This is a genomic window from Pseudomonas sp. LBUM1679 (assembly GCF_059695565.1).
On sequence record NZ_CP166774.1, the window covers coordinates 1,498,887 to 1,519,353 of the forward strand.

Genomic DNA, 20,467 nt, shown 5'->3' on the forward strand with positions numbered 1-20,467 from the left:
TGGGGAGGGTCAAGCGATACCGCACCAAAAACAGTGGGTACTCAGAAACTGACCCGGGTAAATCCCCGTAGTTTTAGACCGATAAGTTATAAGTGCAGGGTTCAGGCTTTTCCGCGGACCAATTGGCGCACAGCAAAGCGGTTGGGATGACAGGCCTCGGCGACTGACCTGGGCAGGGGCAGCGGTTCGTTGTCGATCCATGCCGCGAGCAATTCGCCCGACAGTGGCGCGGTGATCAGGCCGCGAGAACCGTGGCCGCTGTTGAGGTAAAAACCCTCGAGCCAGGGGCAGGGAATGTCCGGTACTTGCCGGGCGTCCTTGCTCAGTACGGCGAAGGCGTCGGCGAACGCTGCCTGCTCGGCCAACGGGCCGACGATCGGCAGATAGTCCGGGCTGGTGCAACGGAACGCGGCGCGTCCTTCAAGCTGCTGCGGGTCCAGTTCCCGAGCCTGCAGTCGAGTGGCCAGGTCGGGAGAGATGTCCTCGAGCAACGCCAGGTTGCCCAGGTGCTCAGTGAGGGTCGGGGTCAGGTCATCGCTCTTGAAGTCGAAGCTGGCGCCGAGTGTGTGTTCGCCCAGTCGAGCCGGCGCGACATAGCCGTCGGCGCAGACGACGGTGGTCAGGCTCCGGCTTTGCGGTGTTTGCGCCAGTCGGGTGATCTGGCCACGAATGCGTTTGAGCGGCAGTTCGGCACTCTGTGGAAAACGCTTGATCTCGGCGGCACCGGCGAGGATCACCACGGGGGCACTGGCCAGCAAATCATCACCGTCCCAGGCCTGCCATTGATCATCAATCTTGCGCAGTTCCAGTACGTCGCGAAGGGGCAGCCACTGGATGTTCGCCGAGGACGCCTGCCAATGGCACAACGCTGGCGGATGAACCCAGCCACCTTCCGGAAAGAATAATCCGCCATGCTCCAGGGCGATGCCGGCCTGTGCCTGCGCCTGCGGTTGGTCGAGCAGGTGCACCAGGTCTGGCGAAAAGGCCGCGGCCAATTGCGCCTGACGCTCGGCTTCCTTAGGCTTGAAGGCCAGTTGCAGGACGCCACAATCGTCCCAGTCGACGCCCCGCTGCAAATGCTCAAGCAGGCGTCGGGTGTAGCCGAAGCCGCTGACGATCAACTGCGACAACGCCGTGCCATGGGCCGAAAGCTTGAGATACAGCACGCCCTGGGGATTGCCCGACGCTTCCTGCGCCAGCGCATCGTGACGCTCCAGCAGGCTGACGTGCCAACCCCGCGCCGCCAGGCTGGCGGCCGTCGCGCAACCGGCCAGGCCGGCGCCGATCACCAGCGCCCGCCGCTCGCCGGTCAGCGGTGCCGGGCGGGCAAACCAGGGTTTGGCAACGGCGGGTGCCAGGGCGTGTTCAGGCCAGCCGAGGAAGGTGCCCCGCAGGATCTCCCATTTGTGGCCGATGCCTGGCGTGCGCTTCATCTTGAAGCCCGCGGCATTCAGCAACCGGCGTACCCAACCGGTGCTGGTGAAGGTGCTGAGGGTAGAGCCTGGCGCGGCCAGGCGCGCCAGCTCGGCGAACAGTTCGGCGGTCCACATGTCGGGGTTTTTCGCCGGGGCGAAGCCGTCGAGAAACCAGGCGTCGACCTGTGCATCCAACTGCGGCAATTGCTCCAGGGCATCACCGATCAACAAGGTCAGGACCACTCGGCCGTTGTCCAGGATCAGCCGCTGGAAGCCTTGATGGATCGCCACGTACTGCGCCAGCAGTTGCTCGGCAAAGGGTTTGAGTTCAGGCCACAAGGCCAGCGCCCGCTGCAGGTCCGGCAGGCTCAGGGGATACTTTTCGACACTCACGAAATGCAACCGCGCACCCGCCACCGCCTGCTGTTCGAACAACTGCCAGGCGCAGAGAAAATTCAATCCGGTGCCGAAACCGGTCTCACCGATCACCAGTCTTGCGCCCACCGGTAACGCGGCAAAGCGTTCACGCAAATTATTTTGCTCAAGGAAGACGTAGCGGGTTTCATCAAGGCCCGACTTATCCGAAAAATAGACATCGTCGAACACCCGCGAACGCGGGAGCCCTTGGTCATCCCAGTCGAGCTGGGCGTGGGGCAATACAGGTTTCATGGCAGGCTCGGCAACGGCAAGACGGCCATTCTAGCCGATCGCCGTGGCAGTGCCTGATCCATGGCACTGTGGCGAGGGAGCTTGCTCCCGCTGGGCTGCGAAGCGGCCCCAAATTCTCTAGCGGCGGTTTGTCTGAGAAAACAGGCTCTCGGGTTTTACGACTGCTGCGCAGCCGAGCGGGAGCAAGCTCCCTCGCCACAGGTTTCATGCCACTTCAAAGATGAATTTGTCCTGTGTTTAAGAGGTCAATCCGCTAGTCTTGCTCAATCCTGGAAGGAGCCGTCCCATGTTCGAATCTGCTGAAATCGGTCACGTCATCGACAAAGACACCTACGAAGCTGAAGTGCCAGCGCTGCGCCAGGCGTTGCTTGAGGCACAGTTCGAACTCCAGCAGCAGAAGCGCTTCCCGGTGATCATCCTGATCAACGGCATCGAAGGCGCGGGCAAGGGTGAGACGGTCAAGCTGCTCAACGAATGGATGGACCCGCGCCTGATCGAGGTCCGCACCTTCGATCAACAGACCGACGAAGAGCTGGCGCGGCCTCCGGCCTGGCGTTATTGGCGGATGCTCCCGGCGAAGGGCCGCATGGGGATTTTCTTCGGCAACTGGTACAGCCAGATGCTGCAAGACCGGGTCCATGGCGTGTTCAAGGATCCGCGGCTCGATCAAGGCATCAACGCCGCCGAGCGTCTGGAGAAGATGCTGTGCGACGAAGGCGCGCTGATCTTCAAGTTCTGGTTTCATCTCTCCAAGAAGCAAATGAAAGCGCGGTTAAAGGCGCTGGCGGACGACCCGCTACACAGTTGGCGCATCAGCCCGCTGGACTGGCAGCAATCGCAAACCTACGACAAATTCGTGAAATACGGCGAGCGCATTCTGCGTCGCACCAGCCGCGACTACGCGCCATGGCATGTAATCGCCGGGATGGACCCGCGCTATCGCAGCCTGGCAGTGGGCAAGATTCTGCTCGATGGCCTGCAAGGCGCCTTGAAGCGCCCCAGGATTCACCCGGCCAAAGTCAGCGCCGCGCCTTTGACCAGCAGCGTCGACCAGATGAACCTGCTCGACAGCCTGGACTTGACCCTGAATCTGGACAAGGCCGATTACGAAGAACAGTTGATCACCGAACAAGCACGGTTTTCCGGACTGATGCGCGATAAACGCATGCGCCGCCACGCACTGATCGCGGTGTTTGAAGGTAACGATGCGGCGGGCAAGGGCGGCGCCATCCGCCGGGTGGCCGCGGCGCTGGACCCGCGCCAGTACAGCATCGTGCCGATCGCCGCGCCCACCGAAGAGGAGCGGGCGCATCCGTACATGTGGCGGTTCTGGCGCCATATTCCGGCACGGGGCAAGTTCACCGTGTTCGACCGCTCCTGGTATGGCCGGGTACTGGTGGAGCGCATCGAAGGTTTTTGCAGCGCGGCGGACTGGTTACGCGCCTATGGTGAGATCAACGACTTCGAAGAGCAGATCGCCGATGCCGGAGTGATCGTGGTCAAGTTCTGGCTGTCCATCGACAAACAGACGCAGATGGAGCGATTCGAAGAGCGTGAACAAACGCCTTTCAAGCGCTTCAAGATCACCGAAGATGATTGGCGTAATCGGGAAAAGTGGGACGACTATCGGGCCGCGGTCGGCGACATGGTCGATCGCACCAGCACCGAGATCTCGCCCTGGACGCTGGTGGAGGCCAATGACAAGCGCTGGGCCCGGGTTAAGGTGTTGCGCACGATCAATCAGGCGCTGGAAGAAGCGTTCAGGAAATCCGACAAGAAGGCGAAAAAGAACAAGGGCTAAGCCAATGGTTGCGCATACGCGAGGTGAATGATTGTCGCGGTTGGTCATTCGGTGGGCTTATTCTCGGTCCACTCTAAACCGACAACAATAATGAGGTATGCCATGCGTGAAGTGGTGATCGTCGACAGCGTGCGGACCGGCTTGGCCAAATCCTTTCGCGGCAAGTTCAACATGACCCGTCCGGACGACATGGCGGCGCATTGTGTCGACGCCTTGTTGACACGCACGGGGATCGACCCGGCCAGCGTCGAGGATTGCATCGTCGGCGCCGGCTCCAACGAAGGCGCCCAAGGCTACAACATCGGGCGCAATGTCGCCGTGCTCTCGCGTTTGGGCGTCGGCTGTGCCGGCATGACCCTCAACCGATTCTGCTCTTCTGGCTTGCAGGCGATCGCCATCGCCGCCAACCAGATCGCCTCGGGTTGCAGCGACATCATCGTCGCCGGCGGTGTCGAGTCCATCAGCCTGACCATGAAAAGCGTCAACACCGACCACCTGATCAACCCGCTGCTCCAGGCGCAGGTGCCGGGCATCTACTTCCCAATGGGCCAGACCGCCGAAATCGTCGCCCGTCGTTACCACGTCAGCCGCGAACAACAGGACCTGTACGCCCTGCAAAGCCAGCAACGTACCGCTCAGGCCCAGGCTGCCGGTTTGTTCGACGATGAAATCGTGCCCATGGCGGTGAAGTATCGGGTTGAAGACAAGACCACCGGTCAAGTGCAGATCCTCGACGGCATCGTCGATCGCGACGACTGCAACCGTCCGGACACCACGCTGCAAAGCCTGGCCGGGTTGAAACCGGTGTTCGCCGAAGACGGCTCGGTGACCGCCGGCAATTCTTCGCAACTGTCCGATGGCGCCTCCATGACCCTGGTGATGAGCCTGGAAAAAGCCCTGGCGCTGGGACTGAAGCCCAAAGCCTTCTTTCGCGGCTTTGCCGGGGCCGGGTGTGAACCGGATGAAATGGGCATCGGCCCGGTGTTTTCGGTGCCCAAGCTGCTCAAGGCGAAGGGCTTGCAGATGACCGACATCGATCTGTGGGAGCTCAACGAAGCCTTCGCGTCCCAGTGTCTGTACAGCCGTAATCGGCTGGAGATCGATAACGACAGGTACAACGTCAATGGCGGCTCGATCTCCATCGGCCACCCGTTCGGCATGACCGGTTCGCGGCAGGTCGGGCATCTGGTGCGTGAGTTGCAGCGGCGCGGTTTGCGTTACGGGGTCGTCACCATGTGTGTGGGTGGGGGGATGGGCGCTACGGGGTTGTTTGAGGCGGCGCAGTAAACACCTGGAGACTTGTAGCGACTGTGACATTGCTATCGCGGGCAAGTCGGATCGCCGCACCGCCGCTCCCACAATGATTGGCGGCGATCGAACATATCTTGTATGCCACAAAATCTGTGGGAGCGGGCTTGCCCGCGATGCAGGCGCCGCGGTTTATCGGTTCATCCGCGACAGCAGCATCCGCTCTATATAAGCCTGGATCTGCAGCTCAGCCTTCTCCAGGTTTTCAAACGGCCCCTCCAAGGTGTTTTCCCGGGTGCTGAAATACAACTCCCCGTTCACTCGGCACATCCGGTCACTGCGAAAGTGGGTGGCGGGGGCGTTGTCCTGGGCGCGCATGCCGTACATGGCGATCTCCTGTAGGGGGGCGTTGGTGGATCAAATGAGCTTATGCACGAACCCCTTGCCTTGCCTCGCCAACCGATCGACGGCTTATCGCCCCTTGAATGTTGCGACCTGTACAGTTTCATTAGCGGCCAGTGGCCAACTGTCCCTGTGTGCCGGGCGGCTCTGTGCCTAGAATGACGGTTCTCGCCAAATGGCTTCGGGGTATGCATGCACATTTCATCGGGTCGCTGGGTTTATGGTCTGTTCCTGGCCTTGTTGACCGCGTTGCTGTGGGGAATCCTGCCGATCAAGCTCAAGCAAGTGCTGCTGGTGATGGATCCGGTGACGGTGACCTGGTTTCGTCTGATGGTGTCGGGCGGGTGCCTGTTCATTTTCCTGGCGGCGACCCGGCGCCTGCCCAGTCGCAAAGTCCTCGGCCCGCGTGGTGGCTGGCTGGTGTTGATGGCGGTGCTCGGTCTGGTGGGCAACTACGTGCTGTACCTGATGGGGTTGAACCTGCTCAGCCCCGGCACCGCGCAACTGGTGGTGCAGCTGGGGCCGATCATGCTGCTGGTTGCCAGTCTGTTTGTGTTCAAGGAGCGGTTCAGCGTGGGGCAGGGGGTTGGCCTGCTGGTGCTGCTGGTCGGCTTCGGCTTGTTTTTCAACCAGCGGCTGGTCGAGTTGTTCACATCCCTGACTGACTATACGGCCGGCGTCCTGTTGGTGCTGTCGGCCTCCACCGTCTGGACCTTCTATGCCCTGGGGCAGAAGCAATTGCTGACGGTGTGGAATTCGTTCCAGGTGATGATGGTGATCTACCTGTTTTGCGGCTTGTTGCTGACACCCTGGGTGCATCCGCTGGAGGCGCTGCAACTCAGTCCGTTGCAAGGCTGGCTGCTGCTGGCGTGTTGCATGAACACCCTGATCGCCTATGGCGCGTTTGCCGAGGCGTTGGCGCATTGGGAAGCTTCGCGGGTGAGTGCCACCCTGGCGATCACGCCGTTGGTGACCCTTGCGGCGGTGGCGGTAGCGGCGTGGTTGTGGCCTGAGTATGTGCAGGCCGAGACGATCAATGGTCTGGGGTATGGCGGGGCGGTATTGGTGGTGCTGGGGTCGGCGCTGGTGGCGTTGGGGCCGTCGTTGATGGCCGGGCTCAGGGCGCGGCGGGTGCGGATGGCAGCCAGTTAGACCGCGTTATCGTTCATCGCGGGCAAGCCCGCTCCCACAGGTTTTGCGTCGTCCACCGAAATTGTGGTCGCCGCAACACCTGTGGGAGCGGGCTTGCCCGCGATGACGGACTGTCAGGCGTTACAGCACTCAGCCCTTGGCCCCAGCCTCCAGCATATTCTCCGGCCTTACCCACGCATCAAACTCTTCATCGGTCAGGTACCCCAACTGCAACGCCGCTTCCCGCAAGGTCAACCCTTCGCCGTAAGCCTTCTTGGCAATCTCCGCCGATTTGTCATACCCGATGTGCGGATTCAACGCCGTCACCAGCATCAGTCCGCGTTCCAGATGTTCGGCCATTTTCGCCGCATCCGGCTCCAGGCCAGCGATGCAATGCTGCTGGAAGTTGCTGCAGCCATCGCCCAGCAGCCTGATCGATTGCAGCAGGTTGTGAATGATCACCGGTTTGAACACGTTCAATTGCAGGTGGCCCTGACTCGCCGCAAAACCGATGGCGACGTCGTTGCCCATGACCTGGCAAGCCAGCATCGACAACGCTTCGCACTGGGTTGGATTGACCTTGCCAGGCATGATCGAACTGCCCGGTTCGTTGGCCGGCAGTTTCACCTCGGCAAAACCGGCACGCGGCCCGGAACCCAGCAAGCGCAGGTCGTTGGCGATTTTCATCAGGGTGACGGCGAGGGTTTTCAGCGCGCCGGACAGGGTGGTCAGGGGCTCATGGCCGGCCAGTGCGGCGAATTTGTTCGGTGCGGTGACGAACGGCAGGCCGGAGAGGGCGGCGAGTTCGGCGGCGATCGCTTCGCCAAAGCCGTGGGGTGAGTTCAGCCCGGTGCCGACCGCGGTGCCGCCCTGCGCCAGTTCACAGACCGCCGGCAGCGCGCTGCGGATCGCCCGCTCCGCGTAATCCAGTTGCGCGATGAACGCCGACAGTTCCTGGCCGAAGGTAATGGGGGTGGCGTCCATCATGTGGGTGCGGCCGGTCTTGACCAGCTTCATGTGCCGCGCGGATAACTCGGCCAACCCACCGGACAGCTCACTGATCGCCGGCAGCAAATGCTGTTGCACGGCCTGGGCCGCGGCGATGTGCATCGCGGTGGGGAAGCAGTCGTTGGAGCTCTGGGAGCGATTGACGTGATCGTTGGGGTGCACCGGGGTCTTGCCGCCGCGCGGGTTGCCGGCCAGTTCATTGGCACGACCGGCGATCACTTCATTGACGTTCATGTTGCTCTGGGTGCCGCTGCCGGTCTGCCAGACCACCAGCGGAAACTGGTCGTCGTGGCTGCCGTCGAGCACTTCGTCGGCGGCCTGTTCGATCAGCCGGGCGATGTCGGCGGGCAGGTCACCGTTGCGGTCATTGACCCGCGCCGCGGCTTTCTTGATCAGCGCCAGCGCATGCAGCACAGCCAGCGGCATGCGTTCGTTGCCGATGGCGAAATTGATCAGCGAGCGTTGCGTCTGAGCGCCCCAGTAGGCTTCATCCGGGACTTCTACCTGGCCAAGGCTGTCGGTTTCGATACGGCTCATCATGCACACTCCTGTTGGTCTGATAGCGAGTTTAGGCCGTGATCGCCGGCTGTGGTTCCATCAGTCTGGAATTTGACCGTTCACCCCCTCTAAATCAGGCCCGACAAGGCTTGGGGTTGAGCCACACGGTTTTTTAGGCGCAGAATGGTCGCCCTTGGGGTTTTACCTCGCCTGCTAGAAAAGGAAACTCGATGACTCGTCTTCGTGCCATCTGTACCGCGGTTGCACTGGTTTGCGCCAGCGGCCCTGTTTTTGCCGATACCGCCAGCCACAACGCCAGTGCCGAGGCTTTCCTGACCCTGGCGCACGCTGACAAATTGGGCACTCCGGTGTACATGCAAGTGCAGCAAATGTTCGCTCAGCGTTTTGAACAGACCAAAGCCCCCGAGTCGAAAAAAGCCCTGCTGGAAACCTACCAGGCCAAAGCCAACGCCGCGCTGGACCAAGCTATCGGCTGGAACAAGCTGAAGCCGGACATGGTCAAGCTCTACACCACTAACTTCAGCGAATCCGAGCTCAAGGACCTGGTTGCGTTCTACCAGTCGCCACTGGGCAAGAAAGTCCTGGAAAAAATGCCGCAGCTGACCCAGCAATCGGCCCAGATGACCCAGGCCAAACTGGAAAGCGCAGTGCCTGTCGTCAACAAGCTGCTGGCTGACATGACAGCCGAGCTGGAGCCTAAAGGCGCCGCTCCAGCCAAGAAAAAGCCGTAAGCGGAGTTCGGTATGACCATGCAACAACGCATCGAATCGACGCTGGGCCTGTTACAGCCCGAGCACCTGCAAGTGCTGGATGAAAGCCACATGCACAGCCGTGGGTTACAGACCCACTTCAAGGCGGTGGTGGTCAGCGCGCAGTTCGAAGGGCTCAATCGCGTCAAGCGTCACCAGAAGGTCTACGGCACGCTCGGCGAGCTGATGGGCGAGTTCCATGCGTTGGCGCTGCATACCTACACGCCCGAGGAATGGGCACAGATCGATGCCGCTCCGGCCTCGCCGACCTGTGCTGGCGGCAGCAAACACTGATACACCCTCCCTGTAGGAGCCAGGCTTGCCGGCGAAGAACGATTATGCGGTACAGCAGTTGCACCGCAGCGTCTGGTTCGCCGGCAAGCCTGGCTCCTACAGCGATGGCGTTATTTTTGCTAGAATCCGCAACGCGCCGCTCACCCGGCGCGTTTTTTTTCGCATCCGGTTCACCCCTTACGAGGGTAGCCACCTGGAGAACCACCCATGACACCACAGATTGTCGTGGCGGCACTGTATAAGTTCGTCACCCTGGAAGATTACGTCGCCCTGCGCGAGCCACTGCTGCAAGCGATGGTCGACAACGGCATCAAAGGCACGCTGCTGATCGCCGAAGAAGGCATCAACGGCACCGTGTCCGGCAGCCGCGAAGGCATCGACGGGCTGATGGCCTGGCTCAAGAACGACCCGCGCATGGACGATATCGACCACAAAGAATCGTACTGCGACGACCAGCCGTTCTATCGCACCAAGGTCAAGCTCAAGAAAGAAATCGTCACCCTCGGCGTCGAAGGCGTGGACCCGAACAAAAAGGTCGGTACCTATGTCGATCCAGAGAACTGGAACGCGCTGATCAGCGACCCGCAAGTGCTGCTGATCGACACCCGCAACGACTACGAAGTCGCGATTGGCACCTTTGAAGGCGCCATCGACCCGAAAACCACCAGTTTTCGCGAATTCCCCGACTACATCAAGGAACACTTCGACCCGGCCGTGCACAAGAAAGTCGCGATGTTCTGCACCGGCGGCATTCGTTGCGAGAAGGCGTCGAGTTATATGCTCAGCCAGGGCTTTGATGAGGTCTATCACCTCAAGGGCGGGATTCTGAAGTACCTCGAAGAGGTGCCGCTGGAAGAAACCAAATGGCAGGGCGACTGCTTCGTGTTCGATAACCGCGTGACCGTGCGCCACGACCTCAGCGAAGGCGACTACGATCAATGTCATGCCTGTCGCACACCGATCAGCGTCGACGACCGCGCATCCGAGCATTACGTGGCCGGCATCAGTTGCCCGCATTGCTGGGATAAGCTGAGCGAGAAGACCCGCCGCAGTGCCATCGACCGGCAAAAGCAGATCGAACTGGCCAAGGCGCGCAACCTGCCTCACCCGATCGGCTACAACTACAAGCAAACCCCTTCCGAGGCCTGAACCATGTCTGCGCAACGCCTGCTCTATGTGATGGACCCGATGTGTTCCTGGTGCTGGGGCTTTGCCCCGGTGGCCAACGCGCTGGTCGAGCAGGCGCACGCAGCGGGGGTCGAGGTGCATCTGGTGGTCGGCGGTTTGCGCACCGGCAGTGGCTCGGCGCTGGAGCCGACGACCCGACGCTATATCCTTGAACACTGGCAGGCGGTGACCGAAGCCACCGGCCAGCCATTCAAGCAGGAAGGCGCGTTGCCCGAGGGCTTTGTGTACGACACCGAGCCGGCGTGTCGGGCACTGGTGACGGCACGCAGCCTGGCGCCGGATTGCGCGTGGAAATTGCTCGGGCTGATTCAGCATGCATTCTATGCCCAAGGGCGCGATGTCACCCATGCCAGTGTGCTGGTGGAGCTGGCGGAGCAGGCCGGTCTGCCGCGCATCGAATTCGCTGCCGCGTTCGACCGTGCGGATCAGCATGCGGCAACGGCAGCCGATTTCACCTGGGTCCAGGACTTGGGCATCGCCGGTTTCCCGACCTTGCTGGCCGAGCGTGATGGTCAGTTGGCGCTGTTGACCAATGGCTATCAGCCGCTGAGCGTGTTGTCCCCGTTGCTCGGCCGCTGGCTGGAGCGCGCGGCCTGTGCATGACCTGCCCGATGACGCGCCGGTACCCAAGCGCGTCGATCGTCTGAGCTGGGCGGAAATCCGGCGGCTGGCCCTTCAGCATAAAAAGTCCCTGTGGATCGCCAATGGCGTGGCCGTATTGGCGACGCTGTGCAGCGTGCCGATCCCCTTGCTGCTGCCGTTGCTGGTGGACGAAGTGTTGCTGGGCCACGGCGATACCGCGCTAAAAGTCATGAACCACGCGCTGCCCGACGTCTGGCAGAAAGCCGCGGGCTACATCGGCCTGATGCTATTGGTGACCTTGGGCCTGCGTTGCGCTGCGCTGCTGTTCAACGTGGTGCAGGCGAAGTTGTTCGCGGCGCTGGCCAAGGACATCGTGTACCGCATACGTGTACGCCTGATCGAGCGACTCAAGCGCATCTCGCTGGGTGAATACGAAAGTCTGGGCAGCGGCACGGTGACCACGCACCTGGTCACCGACCTCGACACCCTCGATAAATTCGTCGGCGAAACCCTCAGCCGTTTCCTCGTGGCCATGCTGACCCTGGTCGGCACCGCGGGCATCCTGATGTGGATGCACTGGAAACTGGCGCTGCTGATCCTGCTGTTCAACCCGCTGGTGATCTACGCCACGGTGCAGTTGGGCAAGCGGGTCAAGCACCTGAAGAAACTCGAGAACGACAGCACCTCGCGTTTCACCCAGGCACTGACCGAAACCCTCGATTCGATTCAGGAAGTGCGCGCCGGTAACCGTCAGGGCTTTTTCCTCGGGCGCCTCGGCCAACGGGCTCGTGAAGTGCGCGACTACGCGGTGAACTCGCAGTGGAAAACCGATGCATCGAACCGTGCCAGCGGCTTGCTGTTCCAGTTCGGCATCGATATTTTTCGTGCCGCCGCCATGCTCACCGTACTGTTTTCCGACCTGTCCATCGGGCAGATGCTGGCGGTGTTCAGCTACCTGTGGTTCATGATCGGTCCGGTGGAACAACTGCTGAACCTGCAATACGCCTACTACGCTGCCGGTGGTGCGCTGTCGCGGATCAACGAGTTGCTGGCCCGGGCAGACGAGCCTGAATACCCAGGTGGCGTCGACCCGTTCCACGGTCGCGAAACGGTCGGCATCGAAGTCCAGGGATTGAGTTTCGGCTACGGCGACGAGCTGGTATTGAACCAGATGAACCTGTCGATCGCCCCGGGTGAAAAAGTCGCGATTGTCGGCGCCAGCGGCGGCGGCAAAAGCACCTTGGTGCAGTTGCTGCTGGGGCTGTATACCCCGCTTGCGGGAACCATCCGCTTCGGCGGTTCGACCCAGCAGGAGATCGGCCTGGAAACCGTGCGGGAAAACGTCGCCGTGGTTCTGCAACATCCGGCACTGTTCAACGACACCGTGCGCGCCAACCTCACCATGGGCCGCGAACGTAGCGATGAGGCCTGCTGGCAAGCACTGGAAATCGCGCAACTGCACAACACGGTCCGGGAGTTACCCAACGGCCTGGACAGTATCGTCGGCCGTTCCGGCGTGCGCTTGTCCGGCGGACAGCGGCAACGCCTGGCGATTGCGCGGATGGTGCTTGCCGAGCCCAAGGTGGTGATCCTCGACGAAGCGACTTCAGCCTTGGACGCGGCCACCGAATACAACCTGCACCAGGCATTGGCACGGTTCCTGAGCAACCGCACCACCCTGATCATTGCGCACCGGTTGTCGGCCGTGAAACAGGCCGACCGGGTGCTGGTATTCGACGGCGGGCAAATCGCCGAGGATGGCGACCATCAGCAATTGATTGCCGATGGTGGTTTGTACGCCAAGCTGTATGGACATTTGCAGCATTGATGACTTCAAGCTGTATCACCAGAGGAACCAGAGGAACCAGAGGAACCAGAGGAACCAGAGAAACCAGAGGAACCAGAAGAACTTGTAGAGTCCGAAGAATCAGTATCGGCTTTGCGTTTGCGCGGGTTGGATCGAGAGCCCCAAAGGACGTTCAGCCTGGCGGCTCCGCGCTCATGTCCAAATTCTTTCATGACGATCGAGCAGGAGTTGCACGGAGGCAAGGTGGTAATGACAGTGACTGACTTGATGTCCTCAGGGTTTGGATAGGTTTCATTAATATGGCTGATCAGTTTGCTTTCGCTGTCCGCTGAAGTAACTTTTTGTAAGATGTCGACTCTGTCGGGATCATCCATAAGATGTGGTATGGATAGAACCTTTTCATCGGAACTCAGGGAAAGAGAGGTCGGAGTGATAGGCGTTTGTCTAATGCCATCTATATTTATGTAAGTGGTGCCTTTGACGTCGATTTCGGTAACGCCACTGGTTTTAAATAGCGGGAGATGGCGGGTGTTGTCCGCCAAACCGGAAACGCTGATATAGACCCGGGCTTTATCATCTGCGGTGATTACTTTGGCATAGGCAATGTTTTTTTGCGAGTGCTGTTGAGTCGACAGGATTTTTTGAAGTTCTTCCATTGCATTGCCGATATTTACAGTGGGAGTTGCCTGGTTAGGCGAAGCAGCGGCCAACCGGCTTGTAAAGAGCGCTTCAAAAACCTCGGCTGTCGAATCCTGTAGTGCTTTTGGCGCCAGAGTGTTGTGTTTCCACAGCTCAGCACCTTTGTCCAGCTCCGAGACAATCACTCTCGTTCGATTATCGAACATCACTGCTTCAGCTGGGCTCGTGTCGACCTTCAACCATTGCATATTGTCGGGAGGGTTTGGGGTTGTCCCGATGGGAATCGCTATTTCGTCCATTTTTTTTAGTGCGAGCTCCAATTTATCTACTCCGTGAATGCGTGCGATGTTGTTTGCGTTCAAGGAGCCAACATACACTCGCTGCAGTTCGTTTCCTAACGTGCCTGTCAGGAGTTCATCTGAAGTAAGCTTTTTCATTGTCAATGGGGTTTGGAAACTGTCCGTGGATTGAAGTGTTGTCAGGTAGTAATCATCGAGGTTGAGTTTGATGAATATATGGTTGGATGCCCCGTCTTTGGATGGGATGATAATGGAGCCGACATGATGTATGTCGTTAATGTTTTCAGCAGTGCCAGTTACTTTTATGCCTCCGTATATGCCTGTCTTGAACTCTACCGTCGCTGAAATCATTTCTTTAGGTGTTGGGGTTTTGTGTGTGAGGCCAACCCATTCAGGCTTGCCTTTGTACGTGTTCAATTTGCCATTCTTAACGTGATAGATTTTTCCTTCAAAAGCCAGCAAGGCATGGTTGTCATTAGAAGGGTAAAAACTGCCGTCACCCAACCAGGTAGCCCAACTTTTCTCCTCGGTAAATGTTCCTGTTTCGGGCCGCGGAGCAGGCGTGTCATCTAAAACGTATTTGACTTTACAGACATCGTCCGGAGTACGACGAATACGGCATGGCACCGGTTTGAGTTTTTCAACGGTATCCCCGCTACTGACGCGTTGCAATCTACGGTCCTGCAGTCTGTAAGGGACGTCATTGAGGAAGAAGGTACTTGTGCCGTCCCATTCCAGTACCTCGCGTACGCGAGTGTTTTCCGGGATTTTGAACAGTTCCTCCCCGCCGTTTTTGCCAGCACTCGGGTATAGCGATGGCCCGATGGACAGTTCGTTTTCTGATATTTTCAATACCGAACCGTAGGGTTTGCCAGAGACCGGATCGGTAAGGTAATAGACTGGCTTGGTGGACGATCCGACATTACGCACCGGGACATCGTCGAGTCCGCGAAGGGTCGCCAGGCAGTCGCTGCGGGTGAGGGGGGACCAGCGCCCGGTCTCAGTGACCTGCGCAATCCCTCTGGTGAAATCATACTTGCCTGTTCTCCCGGCCAACGTATTGATTTTTTTTATCGCTGATCTGAGTACAAATGCATTTACGGTGTACGCCCCCCGTGCAATTCCTTTCAATGGCGACGGTAAAATGATCGCGGGGTTCAGATTTTCCAGGGAGGAGACCAGCAGCTTTCTGGAGATCGAGGAAAATTGCGGCAGGGTGGCTCGAAAACCTGTTCGGGCAGCCGTAGATATCAGTTTGACCGTGCCTGAAACGAACTTGCCGATGGGGAAGACGAAAGAGGCTATATCAACAATCAATCCGAACAGGCCCCAGAGTGTTTTTGTCGGACGGCCTGATTTCAAGTCCTCAATATTGCCAAAGAATGGCAGAAAGTCTTTGATTGAATTAAGCCAATGGGGGCGTTTGGCCTGACGTTCGAAATCTGTTTCTGCTCTGGCGGCGGCAAGAAGTTTATTTTCATCGTAGTAAAAGAAATTGTGGGCGATGAATTTGGCTATTTCTGACGCGCGATTGAAAGAGATCGGTGCGGTATCGTCAGCAGGAGTGACAGGCGTAAATGTTTTACCCAGTTGATCAATTATTGCATTGCAAGTTTCGTTGTTTTTGGGGAAGGCTCCTTCCTGATGGGCGATCCAGTCAAAGGGTACCTGTATGCCTTTTCGTACGTTGATTCTTGTAACAACCGGGAACTCCTTTTTAAGTTTGGGCACTACGCGGCCGTCAAGCATGTATGGCAAAAAATCCACACGTTTTCGAATGATTCCAACGCGAGGGAGGCATTCGTGATAAGAAATTGAATTGTTATAGGTTATCTGGAAGATACAGCCCATGCGAAGCCTGAGTGGTAAAGTGGCGGCGGGCGTGTCGTCTTGTAGATCTTTGTTACTGTCAAATCTAAGGGTGTGAATTTTTACCTCCCCATATTCTATGCCTTGCCGATCGTCATAGGGGATTGACGCGAGCAGGCTTTCCAGAACGGTTTGATAAGCCTGTTTACACGAGGCAAGGTACGCGTTGTATTCCGCAGCGAAGAGTTCTTCCAGGTTAGGCAGCGTGTCACTTATTACCAATGGGTCCGATTTTTCTGAGATCAGGATTTTTCCATCCCTGCCGATCCTGATACGGTTTTTTGTTTTGGTCTTGCCGTCAGGACGTGTTATGAACCAGCTCTTCGTGTGAAGCTGCCCCGACATGTAGACGTCCCGAAAAGAATAGATTTTGTCCTCCAGAGGGGGGATTTTTATAAGCCCACCCGCATCAATCGTTTCGAAGTCTTGAATCAAGTTTCTCCCGTCCGCAGTCAAAAACGGGTGCCTGAACACTTTTTTCATTTCCCGTTCGGCGATGGCGGGTCTTTCGGGTGAATCGACATCCAGCTGAACAATGGCTTTTTTCAAAGCGTCAGTATTTTTGTCCAGCGCCTTCAACGCGCGTTCCTGTTCCTCGCCGGAGTAATCAGCGGCGTCCCGCTCAACAATGATGGCGTTGGTAACAGCCCAATCAACGGCAGGAGGAATCCTGCTCAAGGCAATGAATTCCAGTACTTGCTCATTGGCGCCGATGGACTCTTGCAAAGGAAAATCGACCAGTTGCTGGAAAGTCATGCGCTGAACCAGGTCTGGATCCAGGGCTTCTGTGAGGTTTAGGCCATGGACAAAGTTCACCCAGACTGCAGAACTTCTGTACGGCAGGTCGGACGGGATGTCCGGTACGCGAAAATCGCTCGGAAATTCGGAACGGAACAGATGAGCAAGCAAGATGGCCTCAATCTCTGTTGTGGCTTGATTACTGTCTTGCAGGTGTTTCTCGAACTCGCTCCAGATGGCCTGATAGCTTTTTCCGTAGTTTGAACGCTGGTGCAGGGGGTATCCGGCAATGTCCTTTGGGTTGGCATTTCCTGTCGTTCCTGTCTTTGCTGCCCTCAACCGAATGGCTTTACTCAATAACTTGAGTCGAGCATTGGGGGAGGCGTCTTCACCAGGTTTCGCGCCATACCAGTTCAACCCTACCAGTAGTGCCTTCGACAGTTGAGCGGCCTTGGCAGACCGCAGGATTTTTTCGAGAAAAACCATGGGTGTCGCCCTGACTTGCTCGACAGTGGAGCTCGTTTTGGGCCAGATGCTTTTTTCAAGGTGTCCGATCAGTGAAGGTTCAGTGTTGGGCAGAAACTGATCAACAATTTCATTTATTGTGCGCACTGTTCGTTGGGCGAGCAGGCTTTCCTTCGTTACTTGGCTCCCAGGTTCCGTTTGCTTATTGTCAGTGAGTGCTTCGCGTTCTTCAGCTGTGAGCGCGATGGTCAAGGAGTCGATATCCAACCCGCTGTCCAGTTGCAATGAATGAGTGGCGCACTTTTCTTCCAGTGCTTGAATCGCAGTGCGATTATCTACGGCATCGTCGAGGTTCCAGGGCGTCATGCCGTAATACCGGGCCATCCTGGTAATTTCTATGCGGCCATCGAAACGAATCTGTCCCAGTTTCCGGACTGTTTCTTCAATGCGGGAAGTCCAGTTCGCCCACTGCGACTTCTCGGTCAACGACAAAGTGATCGGCGTGGGGGCGCTCACGCCAGGCGCCTGATAAATGGCCTGATCGCCGTTCATTGTTACCGTCAAGCGGTTGTATGCCGCGTTTAGTTGGCTGCACAGCGCCCGGTAGTTGTCGTCCGCCATTAGAGCTTGCAGGGCGATCTGCCCCTCTTGATGGTCAAGATCCAGCGGAGAGGCAGGCTGTGGTTTGATCAAACTGTGTGAAAGCCAGCGGGAGGTTTCGCTAGTGCGTCGCAGGTACGACAACAGGACGTTGTAGTCACCCTGTTGGCCCTTATACCTTAACGCGTAAGGGGAGACTGGCTCGAAGTCTGGTGACTCGTTCGAAGGAGGCGGAGGTGATTGCATGGTTTATTGCCCTCTAAAACGTTATTTACGTGCGAGGCTTCTGCCCGATGTTCAAGGGTCGAGTCGTAGAAGCTTTGCGCAGTAAATCGCTTTCGAGAGCGTGGCCGGCGGTACATATTTATTGTGATGCGTCTTGCAGGGTAAAAATGCCCCTCTTTCCAAGGTGAACAGAGGGTGGTGAGGTTTTTCCCTGGAGCGTGGGTACCCTGCTGCCCTTGAACTGTACTGCTTGCCTAGAATCAGAACCCATCCTAGTCTGGCTGTAGCGATTTCGTCCGGAAGACGAACGGGCAGTGCTAATGCAAGGGACCCCATGAATCAGACACGGACTCTCGGAACGCCCCGGTTGTTGGGCATCGTCTGGCCTTTTATCGCCGTCGTGCTGTTTCAGGCGCTGCTGGGAGGCGTCAGTCTGTACACGCTTTCAGCGGTCCGCGGCTACGTGGCCGGTGAAAGCCTGTGGTCCAAGGGCCAGAAAGACGCCATTTATTACCTCAATCTCTACGCCGACAGCCGTGACGAGGCGATTTTTCGCAAGTACGAGAGCGCCATTGCCGTGCCTGTGGGAGGGCACGAGTTGCGTCTGGCGCTGGATCATCAGCCACCGGACATCGAAGCGGCGCGAGTGGCGATTCTAAAGGGTGGTAACCACCCGGATGACGTTTCCAGTGTGATCTGGCTGTACCTCAACTTCCGGCACTTCAGCTACCTGGAAAAAGCCATCGACCTCTGGCGAGTGGGAGACGCCTACCTGGTGCGACTCGATGACGTTGCGCAGCAGATGCACCGGCGCATCACCGCCAATCAGGCCACGGATGCCGACATCAAGCGCTGGAAGGAGCAGATATTCGCCATCAACGATGGCGTGACACCGGCGGCGAAGGCCTTCAGTGATGCCTTGGGCGAAGGCTCGCGGGTGATTCTGCGGCTGTTGTTGGTGATCAATCTCGCCACTGCCCTGGGCTTGATCGTCCTGGCGCTGATGCGCACCCACAAACTGCTCAAGCAGCGCCATGCGTTCGCCGACGCGCTGCAACTGGAGAAAGACCGGGCGCAGATCACCCTGCAATCGATTGGCGATGGCGTGATAACCACGGATGTCGAAGGCGCGATCGCCTACATGAACCCGGCCGCCGAGGCGTTGACGCACTGGAAGGCCGAGCAGGCGACAGGTTTGCCGCTGGCAGCGCTGTTCAATCTGCTCGATGAGAACGCTCAGGCTGACGGTTTTACCTTGATCGAGCACATTTTGAGCGGACAGCTCAGCGGTGGCAGCGAACATTCCAAATTGATTCAACGCCTGGACGGCAGCACGGTCTCGGTCACGCTGGTCGGTGCGCCGATCCGCAATGCCGGCAAGGTCAGTGGCGCCGTGCTGGTCCTGCACGACATGACCCAGGAGCGGCAATACATTGCCAACCTGTCCTGGCAGGCGACCCACGACGCCCTGACCGGGCTGGCCAACCGCCGCGAGTTCGAGTATCGCCTGGAGCAGGCGCTGCACAACCTTACGCGGCATTCGGGGCGCCATGCGCTGATGTTCCTTGACCTGGATCAGTTCAAACTGGTCAACGATACCTGCGGTCACGCGGCCGGTGACGAGTTGCTGCGGCATATCTGTGCGTTGTTGCAATCGGGCCTGCGCGAGGGCGATACCCTGGCCCGACTGGGTGGCGACGAGTTTGGCATCCTGCTGGAAAACTGTGCCCCGCAAGCCGCGGAGAAAATTGCCGAGGTGTTGCGCCAGACCGTACAGAACCTGCATTTCGTCTGGAAAGGTCGACCCTTCGTGACCACGGTGAGTATCGGCCTGGTGCATGTCACGCAGAGCCCGACCACCCTGGAAGCCTCGCTACGTGCGGCGGACATGGCCTGCTACATGGCCAAGGAAAAGGGGCGCAATCGGGTTCAGGTCTATCATGCCGACGATTCGGAATTGTCCCTGCGCTTTGGCGAGATGGCCTGGGTGCAACGTTTGCACATGGCGCTGGAAGACGACCGCTTCTGTTTATACGCCCAGGAAATCGCGCCCCTTGGTCCTACAGATCACGGTGGCGGGCATATCGAAATCCTGTTGCGCCTGCATGACGAAGCCGGGCGGATGATTTTGCCCGACAGTTTTATTCCGGCCGCCGAACGCTATGGCCTGATGACGTCTCTTGACCGCTGGGTCGTGGAGAACGTGTTCAAGATCATTGCCCAATGCATGGCCGAAAAGCGCAGCTGTCCGTTGGCGATGTGTGCGATAAATCTGTCAGGCACCACCATCGGCGATGACGCGTTCCTCAACTTTCTGCGCGAACAATTTGTTACGTACGCGATCCCGCCTGAAATGATTTGTTTTGAAATCACAGAAACGAGCGCCATTTCAAATCTGGGCAGTGCAATAAAATTTATCAATGAACTCAAGGGGTTAGGTTGCCACTTTTCGCTGGATGATTTTTGTGCCGGAATGTCTTCATTCGCATACTTGAAACATTTGCCTGTAGACTTCCTGAAGATCGACGGGAGTTTCGTAAAGGATATGCTGGACGACCCGATTAACCGCGCCATGGTCGAAGTGATCAATCACATCGGTCATGTCATGGGTAAGCGCACGATTGCCGAGTTTGTAGAGACACCCCAGATCGAGCAGGCATTGCTGGAGATCGGGGTGGATTACGCTCAAGGGTATGTGATTGAACGCCCGCATCCGTTTACCTGCGACAGTCTGCAAAGTCGTCCTGCCCGGCCTCGGCCCTTGTTATTCAAGGCGCCTGGCACGTTCCGCTGAAATCTCTCGCTGGTCCTTACAATCA

14 protein-coding genes are annotated in these 20,467 nt (G+C 58.2%); 10 read left to right on the forward strand and 4 right to left on the reverse strand.

Annotation, left to right across the window (positions count from 1 at the left end; genetic code table 11):
• Window positions 1-101: 101 nt before the first annotated feature.
• Complete coding sequence (gene mnmC, locus ACA062_RS06910; protein ID WP_497455745.1) at window positions 102-2,084, reverse strand: bifunctional tRNA (5-methylaminomethyl-2-thiouridine)(34)-methyltransferase MnmC2/FAD-dependent 5-carboxymethylaminomethyl-2-thiouridine(34) oxidoreductase MnmC1; 1,983 nt, start codon at window positions 2,082-2,084, stop codon at window positions 102-104.
• Window positions 2,085-2,370: 286 nt separating this feature from the next.
• Between mnmC and pap the strand changes: the two genes are divergently transcribed.
• Together pap and ACA062_RS06920 are read left to right on the forward strand one after the other, a co-directional pair.
• Window positions 2,371-3,885: a polyphosphate:AMP phosphotransferase gene (pap, locus tag ACA062_RS06915; protein WP_497455746.1), complete on the forward strand. Its 1,515-nt coding sequence runs from the start codon at window positions 2,371-2,373 to the stop codon at window positions 3,883-3,885.
• Window positions 3,886-3,987: 102 nt separating this feature from the next.
• Window positions 3,988-5,172, forward strand: coding sequence for a thiolase family protein (locus ACA062_RS06920; RefSeq protein WP_497455747.1), 1,185 nt, complete (start codon window positions 3,988-3,990; stop codon window positions 5,170-5,172).
• Between the two features lie 153 nt (window positions 5,173-5,325).
• On the opposite strand, the gene ACA062_RS06925 is transcribed toward ACA062_RS06920, so the two are convergent.
• Window positions 5,326-5,520 carry a DUF6316 family protein gene (locus ACA062_RS06925; protein ID WP_497455748.1) on the reverse strand — a complete coding sequence of 65 codons (195 nt, stop codon included), beginning with the start codon at window positions 5,518-5,520 and terminating at the stop codon, window positions 5,326-5,328.
• Window positions 5,521-5,727: 207 nt separating this feature from the next.
• Here ACA062_RS06925 and ACA062_RS06930 point away from each other — a divergent pair, with 207 nt between their 5' ends.
• On the forward strand, window positions 5,728-6,687 hold the full coding sequence (locus ACA062_RS06930) for a DMT family transporter (protein ID WP_497455749.1): 960 nt from the start codon (window positions 5,728-5,730) through the stop codon (window positions 6,685-6,687).
• Window positions 6,688-6,816: 129 nt separating this feature from the next.
• On the opposite strand, the gene ACA062_RS06935 is transcribed toward ACA062_RS06930, so the two are convergent.
• Window positions 6,817-8,211, reverse strand: coding sequence for a class II fumarate hydratase (locus ACA062_RS06935; RefSeq protein WP_497457371.1), 1,395 nt, complete (start codon window positions 8,209-8,211; stop codon window positions 6,817-6,819).
• A gap of 191 nt (window positions 8,212-8,402) precedes the next feature.
• Here ACA062_RS06935 and ACA062_RS06940 point away from each other — a divergent pair, with 191 nt between their 5' ends.
• Genes ACA062_RS06940 through ACA062_RS06965 form a run of 6 tightly spaced genes read left to right on the forward strand, consistent with a single transcriptional unit; the run spans window position 8,403 to window position 12,834 of the window.
• Entirely contained in the window at window positions 8,403-8,924 is a 522-nt protein-coding gene (locus ACA062_RS06940) for a DUF2059 domain-containing protein (protein ID WP_150631677.1), read from the forward strand.
• A 12-nt stretch (window positions 8,925-8,936) separates the two neighbouring features.
• Window positions 8,937-9,236, forward strand: coding sequence for a BolA family protein (locus ACA062_RS06945; protein WP_057713758.1), 300 nt, complete (start codon window positions 8,937-8,939; stop codon window positions 9,234-9,236).
• 25 nt (window positions 9,237-9,261) lie between these two features.
• Window positions 9,262-9,447, forward strand: a complete 186-nt coding sequence (locus ACA062_RS06950; protein WP_497455750.1) for a hypothetical protein — start codon at window positions 9,262-9,264, stop codon at window positions 9,445-9,447.
• Window positions 9,444-10,385, forward strand: coding sequence for an oxygen-dependent tRNA uridine(34) hydroxylase TrhO (gene trhO, locus ACA062_RS06955; RefSeq protein WP_497455751.1), 942 nt, complete (start codon window positions 9,444-9,446; stop codon window positions 10,383-10,385). Before ACA062_RS06950 ends, trhO begins: the two co-directional genes overlap by 4 nt.
• 3 nt (window positions 10,386-10,388) lie before the next feature.
• Window positions 10,389-11,027: a DsbA family protein gene (locus ACA062_RS06960; RefSeq protein ID WP_128871605.1), complete on the forward strand. Its 639-nt coding sequence runs from the start codon at window positions 10,389-10,391 to the stop codon at window positions 11,025-11,027.
• Window positions 11,020-12,834: an ABC transporter ATP-binding protein gene (locus tag ACA062_RS06965; RefSeq protein WP_497455752.1), complete on the forward strand. Its 1,815-nt coding sequence runs from the start codon at window positions 11,020-11,022 to the stop codon at window positions 12,832-12,834. Before ACA062_RS06960 ends, ACA062_RS06965 begins: the two co-directional genes overlap by 8 nt.
• Window positions 12,835-12,839: 5 nt before the next feature.
• Here ACA062_RS06965 and ACA062_RS06970 read toward each other — a convergent pair whose 3' ends face one another.
• Entirely contained in the window at window positions 12,840-17,516 is a 4,677-nt protein-coding gene (locus ACA062_RS06970) for a hypothetical protein (protein WP_497455753.1), read from the reverse strand.
• A 466-nt stretch (window positions 17,517-17,982) separates the two neighbouring features.
• On the opposite strand from ACA062_RS06970, the gene ACA062_RS06975 reads away from it, so the two are divergent.
• Window positions 17,983-20,442 (forward strand): EAL domain-containing protein, encoded by a 2,460-nt coding sequence (locus tag ACA062_RS06975; protein WP_497455754.1) that lies wholly within the window; start codon window positions 17,983-17,985, stop codon window positions 20,440-20,442.
• Window positions 20,443-20,467 lie beyond the last annotated feature (25 nt).